The sequence below is a fragment of the Oceanicaulis sp. genome (genome assembly GCA_040112665.1).
Classification (GTDB): Bacteria; Pseudomonadota; Alphaproteobacteria; order Caulobacterales; family Maricaulaceae; genus Oceanicaulis.
In genome coordinates, this window is sequence record CP157796.1 from 2883250 (window position 1) to 2898985 (window position 15736).

Annotated in this window: 14 protein-coding genes; 9 read left to right on the forward strand and 5 right to left on the reverse strand. The window is 68.6% G+C overall.

The genetic code is table 11. From position 1 onward, the window contains the following. Positions 1 to 3: 3 nt before the first annotated feature. Positions 4 to 1125, reverse strand: a complete 1122-nt coding sequence (locus tag ABL308_14210; GenBank protein XBQ16093.1) for an efflux RND transporter periplasmic adaptor subunit — start codon at positions 1123 to 1125, stop codon at positions 4 to 6. 89 nt (positions 1126 to 1214) lie between these two features. Beyond that, positions 1215 to 1892 (reverse strand): helix-turn-helix domain-containing protein, encoded by a 678-nt coding sequence (locus ABL308_14215; GenBank protein ID XBQ16094.1) that lies wholly within the window; start codon positions 1890 to 1892, stop codon positions 1215 to 1217. A 143-nt stretch (positions 1893 to 2035) separates the two neighbouring features. Here ABL308_14215 and ABL308_14220 point away from each other — a divergent pair, with 143 nt between their 5' ends. Beyond that, positions 2036 to 2656, forward strand: a complete 621-nt coding sequence (locus tag ABL308_14220) for a nitroreductase (protein XBQ16095.1) — start codon at positions 2036 to 2038, stop codon at positions 2654 to 2656. Between the two features lie 93 nt (positions 2657 to 2749). Here the strand turns inward: ABL308_14220 and aspS are convergent, their stop codons facing one another. Beyond that, positions 2750 to 4567: an aspartate--tRNA ligase gene (gene aspS / locus ABL308_14225; protein ID XBQ16096.1), complete on the reverse strand. Its 1818-nt coding sequence runs from the start codon at positions 4565 to 4567 to the stop codon at positions 2750 to 2752. A 135-nt stretch (positions 4568 to 4702) separates the two neighbouring features. Between aspS and ABL308_14230 the strand changes: the two genes are divergently transcribed. The 8 genes from ABL308_14230 to ABL308_14265 all read left to right on the forward strand — a co-directional run bounded on the left by ABL308_14230 (position 4703) and on the right by ABL308_14265 (position 13588). Next, positions 4703 to 5431, forward strand: a complete 729-nt coding sequence (locus ABL308_14230) for a lysophospholipid acyltransferase family protein (GenBank protein ID XBQ16097.1) — start codon at positions 4703 to 4705, stop codon at positions 5429 to 5431. Further along, positions 5428 to 5973: a hypothetical protein gene (locus tag ABL308_14235; protein XBQ16098.1), complete on the forward strand. Its 546-nt coding sequence runs from the start codon at positions 5428 to 5430 to the stop codon at positions 5971 to 5973. The genes ABL308_14230 and ABL308_14235 overlap by 4 nt, the downstream gene beginning before the upstream one ends. Before the next feature lie 1142 nt (positions 5974 to 7115). Continuing rightward, on the forward strand, positions 7116 to 7739 hold the full coding sequence (locus ABL308_14240) for a TetR/AcrR family transcriptional regulator (protein ID XBQ16099.1): 624 nt from the start codon (positions 7116 to 7118) through the stop codon (positions 7737 to 7739). Between the two features lie 5 nt (positions 7740 to 7744). Beyond that, entirely contained in the window at positions 7745 to 8548 is an 804-nt protein-coding gene (locus ABL308_14245) for a lysophospholipid acyltransferase family protein (protein ID XBQ16100.1), read from the forward strand. Continuing rightward, complete coding sequence (locus tag ABL308_14250) at positions 8549 to 9847, forward strand: MFS transporter (GenBank protein XBQ16101.1); 1299 nt, start codon at positions 8549 to 8551, stop codon at positions 9845 to 9847. Between the two features lie 46 nt (positions 9848 to 9893). Next, the gene (gene rnd, locus ABL308_14255) at positions 9894 to 11048 is read left to right on the forward strand and encodes a ribonuclease D (protein ID XBQ16102.1); all 1155 of its coding nucleotides are present in this window, start codon (positions 9894 to 9896) and stop codon (positions 11046 to 11048) included. Positions 11049 to 11109: 61 nt separating this feature from the next. Further along, positions 11110 to 12084 (forward strand): methylmalonyl Co-A mutase-associated GTPase MeaB, encoded by a 975-nt coding sequence (gene meaB, locus ABL308_14260; protein ID XBQ16103.1) that lies wholly within the window; start codon positions 11110 to 11112, stop codon positions 12082 to 12084. Between the two features lie 97 nt (positions 12085 to 12181). Further along, positions 12182 to 13588 carry a TIGR00366 family protein gene (locus ABL308_14265; GenBank protein XBQ16104.1) on the forward strand — a complete coding sequence of 469 codons (1407 nt, stop codon included), beginning with the start codon at positions 12182 to 12184 and terminating at the stop codon, positions 13586 to 13588. An 85-nt stretch (positions 13589 to 13673) separates the two neighbouring features. On the opposite strand, the gene ABL308_14270 is transcribed toward ABL308_14265, so the two are convergent. Further along, positions 13674 to 14576 (reverse strand): hypothetical protein, encoded by a 903-nt coding sequence (locus tag ABL308_14270; GenBank protein ID XBQ16105.1) that lies wholly within the window; start codon positions 14574 to 14576, stop codon positions 13674 to 13676. A 4-nt stretch (positions 14577 to 14580) separates the two neighbouring features. Next, entirely contained in the window at positions 14581 to 15699 is a 1119-nt protein-coding gene (locus ABL308_14275) for a hypothetical protein (protein XBQ16106.1), read from the reverse strand. Positions 15700 to 15736: the final 37 nt, after the last annotated feature.

A 15736-nucleotide genomic window follows, 5' to 3' on the forward strand; every position in this document is an offset into this window, starting at 1 on the left:
CGCTCAGCCCTCGTTGATCGCGCGCACGGCCATGCCCGGCGCGACGCGATGGGTTCCGGTGGACAGAAAGCGTGCGCCCTCCTCCACCGCGCCGGCGAGATAGACCCGGTCTTGCTCGGAATGCAGGATCTCCACCGGGCGGGGCTCCAGCGCGTCGCCCTCGCCCAGCACGTAGATCGACCACAGGCCACGCCGGCCTTCGGCGAGCGCGTCGACCGGCGCCCAGAAGCCGCGCGCCTGAAGCGTTGTCGGCAGGATCAGCCGGGCGACCTCGCCGCTGCGCGCGGTCTCACCGGGCTCGATCTCGAACACGGCGGTCACCGAGCGGCCCTGCGGGTCGATCACGCCGGTGGCGGTGCGGAACACGGCCTGCACCTCGCGATCGCCGATCTCGACCCGGTAGGCGCGCCCCGGTTCGAGCCTTCGCGCCTCGGCTTCAGGCAGGCCCGCGCGCAGCTCCAGCATCCCGTCCTCCACCAGATGAAGCACCGGCGCGCCGGGCGCGGCGATCGCGCCTTCGTCTGCAAAGCGCGCGGTGACCACCCCGTCATAGGGCGCCTCGATCGTCGCCAGAGCGATCCGCACCTGAAGCGCAGCGGCGTCCGCCTCCGCAGCCGCAGCCTGCGAGCGCGCGGCGCGCGCCTCGGCGTCGGCTTCGTCGAGCCTTTGAGCGGAGACATGGCCCTGCTGCACCAGCCGCCTCTGGCGCGACAGCGTGGTCTCGGCGAGGGCGGCGCGCGACCGTGCAGCGTCCGTCTGCGCGCGGGCGGCGGCCAGCTGGGCTTCCAGCGTTCGCGTGTCGAGCCGGGCGAGGATGGCGCCAGCGGCGACCCGGTCGCCGGTGTCCGCTGCGATCTCGGCGATCCGGCCGCCGGCCTCGAACCCCAGCGCGCTCGACCGGCGCGGCTCGATCAGCGCGGGGAAGCGCGATTCGATCTCGGCGGCGTCTTCGAAGGTCGCGACATGGACCCGGACGGGCATCGGGTCGGCGTCCAGCGGCGCGCCGGGCCCGGCCTCGGCGCTGCGCAGCGTGCTGACCAGCACGATCACGATCGCCAGAGCGGTAGCGAGCCCGGCCACGCCGAGCCCGAATTTTCCGAATGAAATTATGCCTGTGCGCGCCATGATGGCCGCTCCCGCCCTGAATGACGGCATGCAAGATAGCGCAGCGAACGCCGTTCGCCTAGTAAACAGCGTTCACTTTTTCCGATTTTTTAGAAATCAGCCCCGGCGTCGAACGCGTCCAGCAGCTTCTTCGCGGCCAGACCCCGCATCACCATCTCGGCGTGAAAGCGGATCATCTCGTCGAGATTGAGATCGGGCCGTCCGGGTTTTTCTTCAGGAAAGCCCGGCAGGGTGACCGCCAGCATGGTCAGGCCGTGCGAGGCCGCCCAGACCGAATTCGCGGCGAGGCCCAGATCGACCTTGCGGAACCAGCCCGCCTCCATGGATTCCGCGATCATCTTGTGAAGATGCTCTCCGGCGGCGTAGGCGTAGCTGCCCTCCTCCACCCGCTCGTCGTCCGCGCAGCTGGCGAAGGCGAGCTTGTAATGGGAGGGTTGTTCCAGCCCCGTCTCGACATAGGCGCGCATGCACAGCGTGCACAGCTTGGGGCCTTCCTCGATCGTCGCGCAGACCGCCTGCATCCGGGCGAGCAGGCGCTCGTAGAAATGTTCGCGGATCTCGCGGAACAGCGCTTCCTTGGAGTCGAAATACTTGTAGAGGGCGGCCGGGGAGTAATCGATCCGCTCGGCGATGCGGCGCATGGACAGCCCCGCCTCGCCCTCCTCGGCGAAGATCGTCTCGGCGGCGTCGATGATCGAATCGCGCACCTTGCGGCGGCGGCGCTCGGCCGGGCTCAGCTCGTCGTCGGAGTGGGTTTCAGCGGCCATCCGCCCTCGCTCGCACGATCCTGTCGTCCCGCACTTGCGAAGACGCGACACAAGCTTCAGGTATACCGGCCTTGCGCGCAATCCGTCAAAACACGGACGGTCGCCCCGGAACTCGCCCCAGAACTCGGTCCAGGTCCCGCCTCATGCCCCACCGTCCCGACTTCCCCGCCCCGAACGAGCCGCTCGACGCCGCACGCCGCAGCGCGGAGACCCTCGATCTGCTCGCCCGCCGGCGTTCGACGCGGGCCAAGGACATGACCGGGCCCGGCCCCTCGGCGCAGGAGCTCGACACGCTGCTGACCATCGCCGCGCGCGTGCCCGATCACGGCAAGCTCTTCCCCTGGCGGTTCGTGGTCTTCGAGGGCGAAGCGCGCGCAAAATTCGGCGAGATCCTCGAAGCGCGGCTGCGCGAACTCGAACCCGAAGCCCCGCCCGAACGCTACGCGCTGGAGCGTGAGCGCTTCACCCGCGCGCCGGTCGTGATCGCGGTGATCAGCGACGTCGCGGAGAACCACAAGATCCCCGAATGGGAACAGGTGCTCAGCGCCGGCGCGGTCTGCCAGACCCTGCTCGTCGCCGCGAGCGCCATGGGCTACGCCAGCCAGTGGCTCACCGAATGGTACGCCTATGACCGGGAGACGAAGAAGGCCCTCGGCCTCGACCCCGGCGAACACGTCGCGGGCTTCATCTATCTCGGCACGGCCGCCGAGGCGCCGACCGAACGGCCCAGAAAAGCCCCCAGGGTGAGCCGCTGGGGCGGGTGATATCCCCGTTCCGACGAAAAACGCCCCGGTTGATGACCGGGGCGTTCTTTTCGATGACGTCAGGCGTCGTTCTGAAAGTGAATCCGACGCCGCTTATCCGCGGGATTTCTCGTCGGGTATCACCGTTCTGAGATGCAATTCGCGCAGCTGGCGCGCCTCGGGATAGGCCGGGGCGTTCATCATCAGGTCGCGGGCCTGCTGGTCCTTGGGGAACATCACGACCTCGCGCAGATTTTCCTCGCCCGCCAGCAGCATGACGATCCGGTCCACGCCCGGCGCGATGCCGCCGTGCGGCGGGGCGCCGTAGCGGAAGGCGTTGAGCATGCCGCCGAACGCCTCTTCGACGGTCTCGGCGCCATAGCCGGCGAACTCGAACGCCTTGAGCATCACGTCCGGACGGTGGTTCCGGATCGCGCCCGAACTCAGCTCCACGCCGTTGCAGACGATGTCGTACTGCCAGGCCTTGAGATCGAGCAGGGTCTCGTGGTCGTTCGCATCCAGCGCCATGAAGGCGTCGGGGTCCATTTGCGGCATCGAGAACGGGTTGTGGGAGAACTCGACCTTCCGGTTCTCCTCGTCCCACTCGTACATCGGAAAATCGACGATCCAGCAGAACTTGAAGACGTTTTCTTCGTAGAGTTCCAGCTCGCGGCCGACCCGGTTGCGGGCGGCGCCGGCGAACTGCACGAAGCTCTTGGGCTCGCCGGCCACGAAGAACACCGCGTCGCCGGGCTGAAGGCCCAGCTGGTTGCGGATCGCCTCGGTGCGCGCCTCGCCGATATTTTTCGCGATCGGGCCGGCGCCCTCGATCGCGCCGTTCTCCTCGCGCCAGAACACATAGCCCAGACCCGGCTGGCCTTCCTTCTGCGCCCAGGAATTCATCCGGTCGCAGAACGCGCGTGAGCCGCCTTTCGGCGCAGGGATCGCCCAGACCTCGACCTTGGGGTTCTTCTCGATCATCCCGGCGAAGACCTTGAAGCCCGAGCCGGCGAAATGCTCTGTCACCGCCTGCATTTCGATAGGGTTGCGCAGATCAGGCTTGTCCGAGCCGTACTTGCGCATGGCCTCGGCGTAGGGGATGCGCGGGAAGGCTTCGTCCGGAACGGTGCGGCCGGCGGCGAATTCGCGGAACACGCCCGCCAGCACAGGTTCGATCGCCTGGAAGACGTCTTCCTGGGTGACGAAGCTCATCTCCATGTCGAGCTGGTAGAACTCGCCCGGCGCGCGGTCGGCGCGGGCGTCCTCGTCGCGGAAGCACGGCGCGATCTGGAAATACTTGTCGAAGCCCGCGACCATGATCAGCTGCTTGAACTGCTGGGGCGCCTGGGGCAGCGCGTAGAACTTGCCCGGATGCAGCCGCGAGGGCACCAGGAAGTCGCGCGCGCCTTCAGGGCTGGACGCGGTCAGGATCGGGGTCTGGTATTCCAGAAAGCCCTGATCGACCATGCGCTTGCGAAGGCTGTCGATGATCTGCGCGCGCAGCACGATGCGCTTGTGAAGGCTCTCCCGGCGCAGGTCGACATAGCGGTGCTTCAGGCGCACCTCTTCAGACCAGTCCGGCTCGCCGAACACCGGCAGCGGCAGTTCCTCGGCGGCCGAATGGATGTGCAGATCGCTCACCCTGAGCTCCACCTCGCCGGTGGGCAGGTTCGCGTTCACCGTTTCGGCCGAACGCGCGACGACCTCGCCGGTCACCTGCACCACGCTTTCAACGCGCAGCTTTTCCAGCGTGGCGAAGCTCGGATTGCTCGGCTCCAGCACGCACTGGGTCAGGCCGTAATGGTCCCGAAGGTCCACGAAGAGCAGACCGCCATGGTCGCGCTTGCGGTGGATCCAGCCGGACAGCCGCGCAGTCGAGCCCACGTCGGGCTTGCGCAGCTGGCCGCACGTATGGGTGCGATAGGCGTGCATGGAAAGACGTCCGTTTCGATCTTGGCCTTGGCGACAGAGACGCGGAAAAGCAAGCAAACCGCCTTGCCTGTCAAGGCGGGGACGAAGCGCAGGGCCGCTTGCCATCGTTCGCGAACGCCCGAAATCTGCACGCCCATGCGCGCACACGTCTTTCATACCGGGTTCTGGGCGCTGGCCGGCGGCCTCGCCCTTCTCTGCCTGCCGGTGCTGGTTCTGCCCGGCCGGGGCCCGGCGGTCGCCGCGATCGGCCTGTTCGCGAGCCTCTTCCGGGGCTGGCTCGGCCTGTGCGGAGTTCGGGTCGAGTATCGCGGGCTCGAGCATCTGGAGGCCCTGGGCCCGGCGGTGTTCGCCGCCAAGCACCAGTCCTATGGCGACGGGCTCGTGCATCTGGCTCGTGACAAGGATCTCGCCTACGTGATCGGCGATCACATGCTGCGCTTTCCCATCGTGGGGCTGTATCTGAAAAAAGCCGAAGCGGTGGTCGTCGACGACGCGGCGGGCAAGCGCGCCTCCGGCGCGTTCGAGGCGGGCGTGGCGCGCCTGGCCGCCGACAGCCGCTCCGCGCTGATCTTTCCTGAAGCCGGCCTCACCCCGGTCGGCGGCGCCAAGCGCTTCCGCCGCGGCGTGTGGAAGCTCGCCAGCGACCTTCGCCGCCCCGTCGTGCCGGTGGCGACCAATCTGGGATGCTTCTGGCCCGAACAGGAATGGACGCTCCATCCCGGCACGGCGGTGGTGGAATTCCTCCCGCCGATGACGCCCGGCCAAGACCAGACCGGCTTCCGCCGCGCGCTTGAAGAGCGGGTGCAGTCGCGCACCCGGGACCTCGAAGCAGAGGCGCACCGCGCCAGGACTTCCCCCTCATGAAAAAGCCCGGCCTGCAGCTGATCATCCAGGACAACTGGGTGCGCTTTACTAAGCAAAGCCGCGGCGCCGACAAGCCTGTCCGGCCGCCCCGGCTGGACGGCCCCGCCCGCCTGCCCGAGCTGCCGCCCGCGGACGAAAAGGTCTGGCGTCACGACCGCTACGCCGTCGAGCCGGATCTGGACTTCCGGGAGGTCTGCCGCGCCGGACTGAAGCCCGAGCCTCTGAACCTCTACAAGACCGACGTGACCGTCCCGGCGCTGAAGAAAGACCGTGTCGAGATCAGCCTCAACGAGCCTGCGGCGGAAATACGCCAGACCCGCTGGCCGGACTACCTGCCCTCCCCGATCAAGGTGCTGGCGCCCGGCGAAATCTTCAGGCTGGACTGGAACATGCGCGCCCGCCGCTCGCTCGGCGGGAGCCATCGCGGCAGCTTTTTCGAGATGCACACGATCTTCATCACGCTCACCGCCGAACCCGACCCGCGCATGTTCGAAACCCGCGCGCCCGACACCCATGTCGACCTAAGACGCAGCGTCTACTGAGCGGCGACGGCCCCCGGATAGGTGAGCGTCCATCCACGGCGGCCATGTTCGGGACGCTCGCCTGATCAGCAGTGAGTGAGCACTCACTTTCGAGGTTTCCGCGGCACGATTTTCCTGCTGGGGCGCACAGAATGAGTGAGCGTTCACTCAATTCGGGCCATCAGGGCCGGGTGCGGCAGCGGCGCGGGGTCCCCAAAGTGGTCTGACGTCGGAAGCGCGCACGCCGGGTTAAGTGAGCGCTCACTCCGGCCTCTGGGTCGCATCAGCCATGGGACGAGAGGCCGTCATAAGCGAGGCTCTCCTCATGACGAGTCATCAAGAACGGGTCCCCCCTCGCCCATCAGGCCGTTGAAGCGGATCACCGCCACGCGCCGCGCCGGGATTTCGCGCAGGCTGGGTGTCCAAGCCGGAGCGCGGCGAGTCATCTAGGACGGATCCTGGTTGTCCAGGCCGGAGCTCTGCGAGTCATCTATCTGTGCGCTCACTCATCAGCCGCCGATCCCGCAGCGACCCGGGCCGGAAATGCTGCGCATCAGGGGTGCTTTAGCCCGCCCTTCTCGGCGGCGGATCCGGCGGTGCTCCCAGCCGCGACGGCACCATGCACAAGCGCAGGAACCTCACGTCTCGGCGTCGAAACCGGTCGGCTCTAAGGTGGTGCTCTAAGGCCGTGCACCGAGAACGAGAGGCGCCACGCCAATGTGAGTGAGCACTCACTCATACTTGACAGCCCGAGATCCTACAGATAGAACCCACTCATGAGTGAGTGCTCACTCACCTTCTGCAGCGTCGGCGCTGTCGATCTGAGACGACGCGGCGCAGACAATGACTGAGTGAGCGCTCACTAACATACGCCGACATCGGATTTGGCGATCTGAGACGATGTGGCATGAGCACCTAGTGAGTGAGCGCTCACTGACTCACTGCAGCGTCGGCGCTGCCGATCTGAGACGACGCGGCGCGGGCGATGACTGAGTGAGCGCTCACTGACTTACGCGGACATCGGATCTGGCGATCTGAGACGATGCGGCGCGAGCCCAGTGAGTGAGCGCTCACTACGAACCATCGCGGCGACGGCTGGAGCCTCGCCGCACGGACGCGGGGTCCGGCCAAGCCCGGCCGGCCCGGCCAGGGAGACGAAGGCGATGAACGACGCACTGATCCAGAGCCTCGGCGAGAACGATCCCGGACGCGGCGTGACCGCGGTGGACGGCACGGCCAAGGCGCGCATCGAACGCGCGGCGCTGACCCTGTTCGCGCTTCACGGCGTGGACGCGGTGACCACGCGCAGCATCGCGGATTCCGCCAAGGTGAGCGAAGGGCTGATCTACCGTCATTTCAAGAACAAGGACGACCTCTCGCTCGCCCTGTTCGAGACCATCCACGCCCGGCTCCACAAGCTCGTGCGCGATGCGATCGAAGGCGCGAGCGGGTTCGAGGACGCGGTGCGCCGGGTCGTGGGCGCCTATTGCAAGGCCGCCGACGAGGACCGGGTGCTGTTTGAATATCACCTCACCCACATGTTCCGCTTCGGCAAGACCGACCGCCCCGGCCGGCCCGACCCGACCGCGCTGATCGCCGCCCGGATCGAAAAGGCGATGCGGGACGGCGACTGCCCGCAAGGCGACGCCGAGTTCAAGGCCGCCGTGGCGCTGGGCGTGGCGATCCAGCCCGCCGCCCACCGCATGGCCGGCCGCATCCATGACCGCATGACCGACCACGCCGAGGCGCTCGCACGCGCCGCGCTGGCCGCCCTCAAGCAAGGCTGAGACCGATGACCGATTTCACCTCGGACCGCATGAAGACCGAAACGCCGGAGACGCGCCCGATGGCCGCCACCAAGACCCAACGCCCCGACGCCGAGACGCTGATCCGGTCGAGCCTGTATGAAGTCGCCTACTGGGTGATCACCGTGATCGCCGCCCTCGCCTGCACGATCCTGGCGCTGGTTCCCGGCCGCCGGCTTCTGGGCTGGGGCCTTCAGATGTACGGCTCGGCCCAGGTCGCCGCGTTGAAATACGTCGCCGGGGTCCACATCCAGGTCCGAGGCCGCGAGCGCCTGCCCGCAGGCCCCGCCGTGATCGCGGCCAAGCATCAGAGCTGGGGGGACGGTTTCGTCATGCTCAGCGAGATCGCGCGGCTGGGCTTCGTCAGCGGCGACCATCTGCTGAAATTCCCGCTGGTCGGCCGGATCCTCAGGAAAGCCGGCGCGATCGTCCTGTCCAACCAGGGCGGCGAGGAGGCTCGCGCCCGGCTTCAGGAGGGCATCGACTCGATGCTGGAAGATCCGCGCGACCTGCTGATCTATCCCGAAGGCCATCTCTCCGCGCCCGGCGAGATGCACCGCTACCGCACCGGCGTCTGGCGGCTCTACGACGCGCTGCAGCGCCCCTGCACGCCGGTGGCGACCAGCCTGGGCCTCGCCTGGGACCGGCAGAGCTTCATCAAGCGCAAGGGCCGCGTAGTGGTGGAGTTCCTCGACCCGATCGAACCGGGCATGGACAAGGACGCCTTCATGGCCAAACTCGAATCCGTGATCGAGGCGCGCACCAACGCCCTCGTTGGGGAGGGCCTGTAAATGAGCCTCAAGCTCGCCGTCTCGCTGATGGGTCAGCGCCGCTACGCCCCGCTGTGGGCGGCGCAGACCTTCGGCGCCTTCAACGACAATCTCTTCCGCTGGAGCCTGGTCACCCTGGCCTCCTATCAGGGCCTGACCGTGTTCGGCCTGCCGCGCGAGGAGATGGCGCCGATCGCGGCGACCGTGTTCACCCTGCCGATCTTCCTGTTCTCCGCCGTCGCGGGCCAGGTCGCCGACCGCTACGACCGCACCAAGATCATGCGGGTGATGAAATTCGCCGAGATCTGGCTGATGGCGACCGCCGCGGCCGGCTTCCTGCTCGGCGAGCCGCTCTTCCTGTTGCTCGCCCTCTTCGCCATGGGCGTTCAGACCGCCTTCTTCATCCCCGCGCGCACCTCGGCCATGCCGACCTTGCTCGAGCCGCGCGAACTGGTCACCGCCAACGCCCTCATCTCGGGCGCGGTGAACGTGGCGATCCTCGCCGGCGCGATCGGCGGCACGCTGCTGATCGAGCCTGAATTCGGCCTCGAGATCATCTGCGGACTGCTCATCGTCTTCGCCGTGATCGGCTGGCTGTCGATCCGTCAGGGCGCGCCTGCCCCCGCCAGCAATCCCGAGCTTCGCGTGCGCTGGAACATCGTGGTGGAGACCGGCCGCCTGCTCGCCGTGCTGATGCGCCACGGCGCGGTGCTGCGCCCGGCGCTCGGCGTAGCCTGGTTCTGGACCCTGGCCGCTGCGGTCGTGACCGTGCTGCCGATCTTCGCGCGCGACGTTCTGGGCGGCGACCCGTCCGTGGTGGCGGTCTTCCAGCTGCTCTTCACCGTCGGCGCCGCGCTTGGCGCTGTGACCTGCGGGGTGCTGAACCGGGGCGGCGAAGGCCGGGTCTTCACCATCATCGGCGCGGCGGGCCTCTTGATCTTTTCGGTGTTCATCGCGGTGGCCACGCTCGACCGCACCGGCGGCGGAGCGCTTCAGGGCGCGGCCGGCTTCGTCGCCGATCCGGCGAACCATCTCATCATCGCCGCCCTCGTCGGCGCGGCCTTCTCCGGCGGACTGTTCCTGGTGCCGATGCAGGCCATGACCCAGCGCCGGGCGGACGTGGGCTTGCGCGGACGGCTGCTGGCGGCCAGCGGCATCCTCAACGGCGCGGGCGCGACGCTCGGCCCCTTCGTGATGGTGCTTCTGAGCCGGGCGGACCTGCCCATGCAGGGCGTGTTCGTCTTCGTCGGGCTGGGCTCGGGCCTTGTCGGTCTGATCGCCCTCGCCCGCTCGCTCGGCCGCAAGCCGGCGGCGGCGTGAAACCGGCTCTGTGCAAAGTCCGGGATTGGCGCTAGTACCGCAGCCCATGGAATGGATCGCCGACACCGAAGCCCTCGCCCATCTGTGCAAAGACCTCAGGAAGGCCGACTTTGTCGCGCTCGACACCGAGTTCATGCGCGAATCGACCTTCTGGCCGCAGCTCTGCCTGATCCAGGCGGCCGGCGGCGCGCGCGAGGCGCTGATCGATCCGCTGGCCGACGGGCTCGACCTCGCCCCGTTCTGGGACCTCCTGCGCGATGAAAGCGTGCTGAAGGTCTTCCACGCCTGCCGCCAGGATCTGGAGATCTTCTTCCACATGGGCGGCGAGCTCGTTCCCGCTCCGCTCTTCGACAGCCAGGTCGCCGCGATGGCGGTCGGACTGGGCGACTCGATCAGCTACGACAATCTGGTCCGCTCGCTGCTGGGCGAAAATCTGGACAAGGGCTCGCGCTTCACCGACTGGTCGCGCCGCCCGCTCAGCGACAAGCAGAAGACCTACGCGCTCGCCGACGTCACCTTCCTGCGCGATCTCTACCCGCTTCTGGCCGAGAAGCTGCGCGAGGCCGACCGCGAAGCCTGGCTCGCAGAAGAGATGCGCCTTCTGTCCGATCCCGCCACTTACCAAATGCATCCCGAGGACGCCTGGAAGCGGCTGAAGCTCAGGAAGACCAGCGCGAAATGGCTCGCCGGCCTGAAGGTCGCCGCCGAATGGCGTGAGCGCGAGGCGCAAACCCGCGACATTCCGAGAAACCGGATCATGAAGGATGACGGGCTCTACGAGCTCGCCCAGACCGGTCCGACCACCGCTGAAGACCTCGCTGGCATGCGCGCCGTGCCCAAGGGCTTCGAGCGCTCCAAGCCCGCCGAACGGCTGCTTTCGATGATGCGCGAGGCGATGGACGATCCCAAGGCGCATGCGCCGGAGATCGAGAAGACCGCGCCCCCGCCGGGCAATCTCGGCCCGGTGGTGGAGATGCTGAAGGTCTTCCTCAAGGTCGTCGCGGAGCAGGAAGGCGTGGCCGCCCGGCTCATCGCCACCGTGCCCGATCTTGAAAAGCTCGCCGCCGACGACAAGGCCGACATTCCAGCCCTCAAGGGCTGGCGCCGCGATGTGTTCGGCGCGAAGGCGCTCGAACTCAAGCGCGGCGAGATCGCCCTGGTGCTCGAAAACGGCCGCGTCGAGGCGGTCGAGCTGGAATAGCGCCCCGCCCCGCCCGGCCGCCTGCTTGCGCCATCGCCCCGAACCGGCTTGAAGTCTGGCCATGACCGACGTCGCCGATCTCGCCCGCCGCATCCCTGACGGCGACCGCGCCGCGCTGGCGCGCGCGATCACGCTGGTGGAATCCACAAGGCCCGATCACCAGGCTGAGGCGCGCGACCTGCTCACCGCGCTGATGGATCGGACAGGCGCCGCCTGGCGCATCGGGCTGACGGGCGTGCCGGGCGTGGGCAAATCCACCCTGATCGAAACCCTCGGCGGCCGTCTGACCGGGCAAGGCCGCAAGGTGGCGGTGCTGGCCGTCGATCCCTCGTCTTCGCGCTCGCGCGGCTCGATCCTGGGCGACAAGACGCGCATGGGCGCGCTGGCGGTCGATGAAAACGCCTTCATCCGCCCCTCCCCCAGCGCGGGCACGCTGGGCGGGGTGGCGCGAAAGACCCGCGAATCCATGCTGCTGTGCGAAGCAGCCGGCTATGACGTGGTGATCGTGGAGACCGTCGGGGTCGGTCAGTCCGAAACCGTGGTGGCCGACATGGTCGACGTGTTCGTGGCGCTGATGCTGCCCGGCGCGGGCGACGAGCTTCAGGGCATCAAGAAGGGCCTGCTCGAACTCGCCGAGATCCTGTTCGTGAACAAGGCCGACGGCGACAACGCCACGCGCGCCGGGCGCGCCGCGCGCGATCTGGAAGCCGCGCTGCACCTCTTCGCGCCCGTCAGCCCCCATTGGAGCCCGGCCGTGCTGACAGGCTCAGGCCTTTCCGGCGACGGCGTGGACGCGCTGTGGGAGGCCGTGAAGGCGCACCGCAAGGCGCTGGAGGCCGCAGGCGCGCTCGATCACAAGCGCAGCGGCCAGCAGGTGCGCTGGCTGTGGTCGATGGTGGACTCGCGCGTGCTCGAAACCTTCAAAGCCGATCCTGAGGTCAGGGCCGCCGCGCCGGAGCTCGAACGCGCCGTCGCCGAAGGCCGCCTGCCGGCGAGCGAAGCGGCGGAGCGATTGCTGAACGCGAACCGGCGCTGAACCGCAGAACCGGGCGCGAGCGCGGCCGCCGGGCCTTGATCTTGCGACCGCATAACGCCCCTATGTCACCAGACCCGAACGGCGGAGAGACGACATCATGGCCGAGACGAGCGTAGAGGCCCCGAAAAAGCCCTGGCTGCGGGTCCCGCACACCCTGGTGCTGATGGTCTTCATGATGGCCGCCGCGCTGGTGATGACATGGGTCCTGCCCGCGGGCAGCTTCCAGACCGAGCCCAACGAGGCCGGCCGGATGATGGTTGTGCCCGGCACCTACGCAGAGATCGAAGACGCGCCGACCCTGCCGGTCTGGCACCTCTTAAGCGTCGTGCCGCGGGCGATGGCGTCCGCGTCGGATGTGATCTTCTTCGTGTTCCTGATCGGCGGCGTGCTGGGCGTGGTGCGCTCGACCGGCGCCATCGACGCGGCGATCGGCGGCATGCTCGATCAGTTTCGCGACCGGCTCGGCCTGTTCGTGCTCGCCTCGATGTTCATGTTCGGCGTCTTCTCTGCAAGCTTCGGCATGGCGGCGGAATATCTCGCCTTCGTGGGCATGCTGGTGGCGCTGTGCGGCGCGTTGCGGCTCGATTCGATGACCGCGATCGGGATCATGGTGGTCGGCTACGGCGTGGGTTACGGGGTGTCCTTCATGAACCCGTTCACCGTCATGGTCGCCCAGGACATCGCCGGGCTTCAGCCCCTGTCAGGGCTGTGGTTCCGGCTTGTCATCGCCGTGCCGATCTTCGCGATCGGATTTCACCACGTCTACAGCTACGCCAAAAAGGTGAAGGCCGACCCGTCCAGGAGCCTGGTCGCCGACATCAGCGCCGCCCAGGCGCCCGCGCCGGAAACCTACCCGGCGATGACCTGGAAGCGCCGCCTCGTGCTTCTGTCCCTGGGTGCGACCATTGTCGTCCTGGTGCTCGGCGTGACGCTGCAGGGCTGGTGGCTGACCGAACTCGCCGCCGTGTTCCTCGGCCTCGCCCTGGCCGCGATCGTCTTCGGCCGGCTGAGGCTGGACGCGGCAGCGGAAAGCTTCATCGCCGGCGCCGCCCAGCTGACCGCCACGGCGCTGCTGGTCGGGTTCGCGCGGTCGATCTCGCTGATCCTTGAGGACGGCCAGGTGCTGCACACCATCGTGGACGCGCTGGCCGCCCCGCTCGGCGAGGTTCCCGCCGCGTTTTCCGCCGTGGGCATGTTCCTCCTGCAGTCCCTCCTCAATCTCTTCGTGCCCTCGGGCAGCGGGCAGGCCTTCGCGACCATGCCGATCATGGCGCCGATCGGCGATCTGGTCGGCGTCAGCCGCCAGGTCGCGGTGCTCGCCTACCAGTTCGGCGACGGCTTCTCGAACATGATCGTGCCGACCAACGCGGTGCTGATGGGGATACTCGGCCTCGCCGGCATCCCCTACGACCGCTGGTTCCGCTTCGTGCTGCCGCTGATGATCAAGCTCACCCTGGCCGCCTCGCTGGCGCTGATGGTGGCGGTGTGGATCGGGTATAGCTGACGCCGCGCGCGATCGCTGATCGGCGAACAAAGAAGGGGGCCTCGATCGAGGCCCCCTTTTCATGTCCAGATCCGACGACCGGGCCTCAGCCCGCCAGCGTCTTCGCCTGACCGACCCAATCGTCGCGCTTGATGCGGCCGCGTCCGGCGATCAGCGCGTCGTAGCGCTCGACATCCTTCTCGCTCCAGGACGCGATCTGCGAAAACGAGGTCACGCCCGCGCCGGAGAGCTTTTCCGCCGCCTTGGGGCCCAGCCCCCGGATGCGCGTCAGGTCGTCGCCGGGTTTCGCCTCGACCGCGCCGGGTCCGGCGCTGGTCTCGCCCTGCGGGCCGTCGGTGATCGGACCCGCGTCCGCGCCGGGGGCCTGCATCGGCGCGTTCATCGCCAGACCGCTCTTGGCGTCCGGCGCCGGAGAGGATTTCGCGTCCGGCGCCGGCGCGCCGGGGCCGCCGCTCTGCTCGCCCGCGAGCCCAGACGATTTGGGCGTGGCGTCGGCCGCCGGCGCCTGCTGGGGCGCGGAAGCGGCCAGCCGGTCCTTGGCGTCGTCGCGCTTTGCGTTCGTCTTCTTCGCCGCAGGCTTGGCCGCGGACTTGCTGGACGCGCCGCCGGCCGCCTTTGAGGCGGGCTTGGCCGCCGGCTTTTCGGCCTTGGGCCTGGACGGTTCGGATTTGGCGGCCGGTTTCGGCTCGGCTTTAGGCGCAGAGGACGCCGTCTCGCTTTCCTTCGCGTGGCCGGTCGCCATGCCGGTCTCGCTCGCCGGGCCGGAGCTTTCACCGGTGCGCGGCGTGCTCGCCGCAGCCGCAGCGCTCGAGCTACCGCCGAAGGCGGGGTTCGGCGCCGCCGTCGTCGAAGCGGCCGCGTCGTGGCGCGACTTAGCGCCGCCGTCGGGCGCGTGGTCGGAGCGGCCGCGGATCACCCAGCCGGCGATCACCCCGCCGGCGAAAGCGAGCAGAATGAGGATCCACATATGCCAGGTCAGCCAGAGCATGGCGTCATCCTTCTTCGGGTTGTTCGTCCTGTGAGAGCGCGCCGGGCGCCTCGCCGGTTCCCTCCGCCTCGCCCATGCCCGGGTCGACCGGCTCGAAGGGCACGACGTTGAAGCGCACCGCGCGCTCGGCGTCGGCCGGTCCGGCCTCCACCGTGAAGTCTTCTGCGGGGCGGCCGGCTTCGGCCATCGCCTCGACGATCGCGCGCGCCCGGTCGAGCGCCAGCGCCTCGCCGCCGTCCTCTTCGATGCGCACGCGCACTTCCAGCGGCCCGGTCGTGCAGGCCGCATAAGCCTCGCCCGCCCGCCGCAACGCAGGGCGCGCGCCCTGAGCCAGCGTATCGAGCCCCGGCGTGAACCCTATCGCGCGGCCGCCCAGCGCGGCGCGCACGGCGAGCTCGCACAGATCGGCGTCGGCGATCTCGGTGGCGAAGTCCTGGCCTTCGGTGCGCACGAGCGCGGCGATCTGGAACACGCCCGGCGCGGCGCTTTCAAACGCGGCCCTCACCGTCTCGACCGCCTGGGCGTTCGCCGCCCGGCCGGTCAGCGCCATGCGCTCGCCCTCGATCAGCACAGACCCCCATTCGAGTCGCGCCAGCTCTGCGAGCCCCAGGCGCACCGCAGCTTCCCAGCCCAGAGGCGCTGCGCCCGGTGCAAGCCGGATCTCGCTTTCCACAGCGTCTCCGAACAGGCGCTCGGCCTGCTGGACGACGCGGGTCGCGGCGTCGGAATCCGGCGCGAAGCCCGACAGGACGAGCCGTCCGCTCGAGAAGTCGGCGCGCAGGCCCAGCCGGGCGTCCATATTGGCGACCGTGGTCTGGTCGATCACACGCGTGATCCCGCCTGCGACCACGCCGCCCGCCCAGTCCGCCCGCTGCACCACGGCGAGCGCGCGGTCGCGCGCGGCCCGGTCGGGCGCCCGGCCGGTCACCGTGGCGACCTGTCCGTTCACGCGCACCTCGGCCCAGGCGTCGGCGCGGATTTCGTAAAGCGCCGCGTCGGCGCGGGACTGAAGCCGCTCTTCCAGCGATCCCGCAGACAGCGGGCTCGCATGGATCGCGAGCGCGGCGAGAAACACGAAAAGTCCAAACGCGATGAGCGCGGCCTGACGGCGGGGAGTGAGCATGAGTGAAATACCTGCGGCGCAAACTTTTCCCGACCAT

What these genes read in the sequence shown, in the direction of transcription:
- ABL308_14210 (XBQ16093.1), bottom strand. Translation starts at nt 1,125, where the DNA reads ATGGCGCGCACAGGCATAATTTCATTCGGAAAATTCGGGCTCGGCGTG.
- ABL308_14215 (XBQ16094.1), bottom strand. Translation starts at nt 1,892, where the DNA reads ATGGCCGCTGAAACCCACTCCGACGACGAGCTGAGCCCGGCCGAGCGC.
- ABL308_14220 (XBQ16095.1), top strand. Translation starts at nt 2,036, where the DNA reads ATGCCCCACCGTCCCGACTTCCCCGCCCCGAACGAGCCGCTCGACGCC.
- aspS (XBQ16096.1), bottom strand. Translation starts at nt 4,567, where the DNA reads ATGCACGCCTATCGCACCCATACGTGCGGCCAGCTGCGCAAGCCCGAC.
- ABL308_14230 (XBQ16097.1), top strand. Translation starts at nt 4,703, where the DNA reads ATGCGCGCACACGTCTTTCATACCGGGTTCTGGGCGCTGGCCGGCGGC.
- ABL308_14235 (XBQ16098.1), top strand. Translation starts at nt 5,428, where the DNA reads ATGAAAAAGCCCGGCCTGCAGCTGATCATCCAGGACAACTGGGTGCGC.
- ABL308_14240 (XBQ16099.1), top strand. Translation starts at nt 7,116, where the DNA reads ATGAACGACGCACTGATCCAGAGCCTCGGCGAGAACGATCCCGGACGC.
- ABL308_14245 (XBQ16100.1), top strand. Translation starts at nt 7,745, where the DNA reads ATGACCGATTTCACCTCGGACCGCATGAAGACCGAAACGCCGGAGACG.
- ABL308_14250 (XBQ16101.1), top strand. Translation starts at nt 8,549, where the DNA reads ATGAGCCTCAAGCTCGCCGTCTCGCTGATGGGTCAGCGCCGCTACGCC.
- rnd (XBQ16102.1), top strand. Translation starts at nt 9,894, where the DNA reads ATGGAATGGATCGCCGACACCGAAGCCCTCGCCCATCTGTGCAAAGAC.
- meaB (XBQ16103.1), top strand. Translation starts at nt 11,110, where the DNA reads ATGACCGACGTCGCCGATCTCGCCCGCCGCATCCCTGACGGCGACCGC.
- ABL308_14265 (XBQ16104.1), top strand. Translation starts at nt 12,182, where the DNA reads ATGGCCGAGACGAGCGTAGAGGCCCCGAAAAAGCCCTGGCTGCGGGTC.
- ABL308_14270 (XBQ16105.1), bottom strand. Translation starts at nt 14,576, where the DNA reads ATGCTCTGGCTGACCTGGCATATGTGGATCCTCATTCTGCTCGCTTTC.
- ABL308_14275 (XBQ16106.1), bottom strand. Translation starts at nt 15,699, where the DNA reads ATGCTCACTCCCCGCCGTCAGGCCGCGCTCATCGCGTTTGGACTTTTC.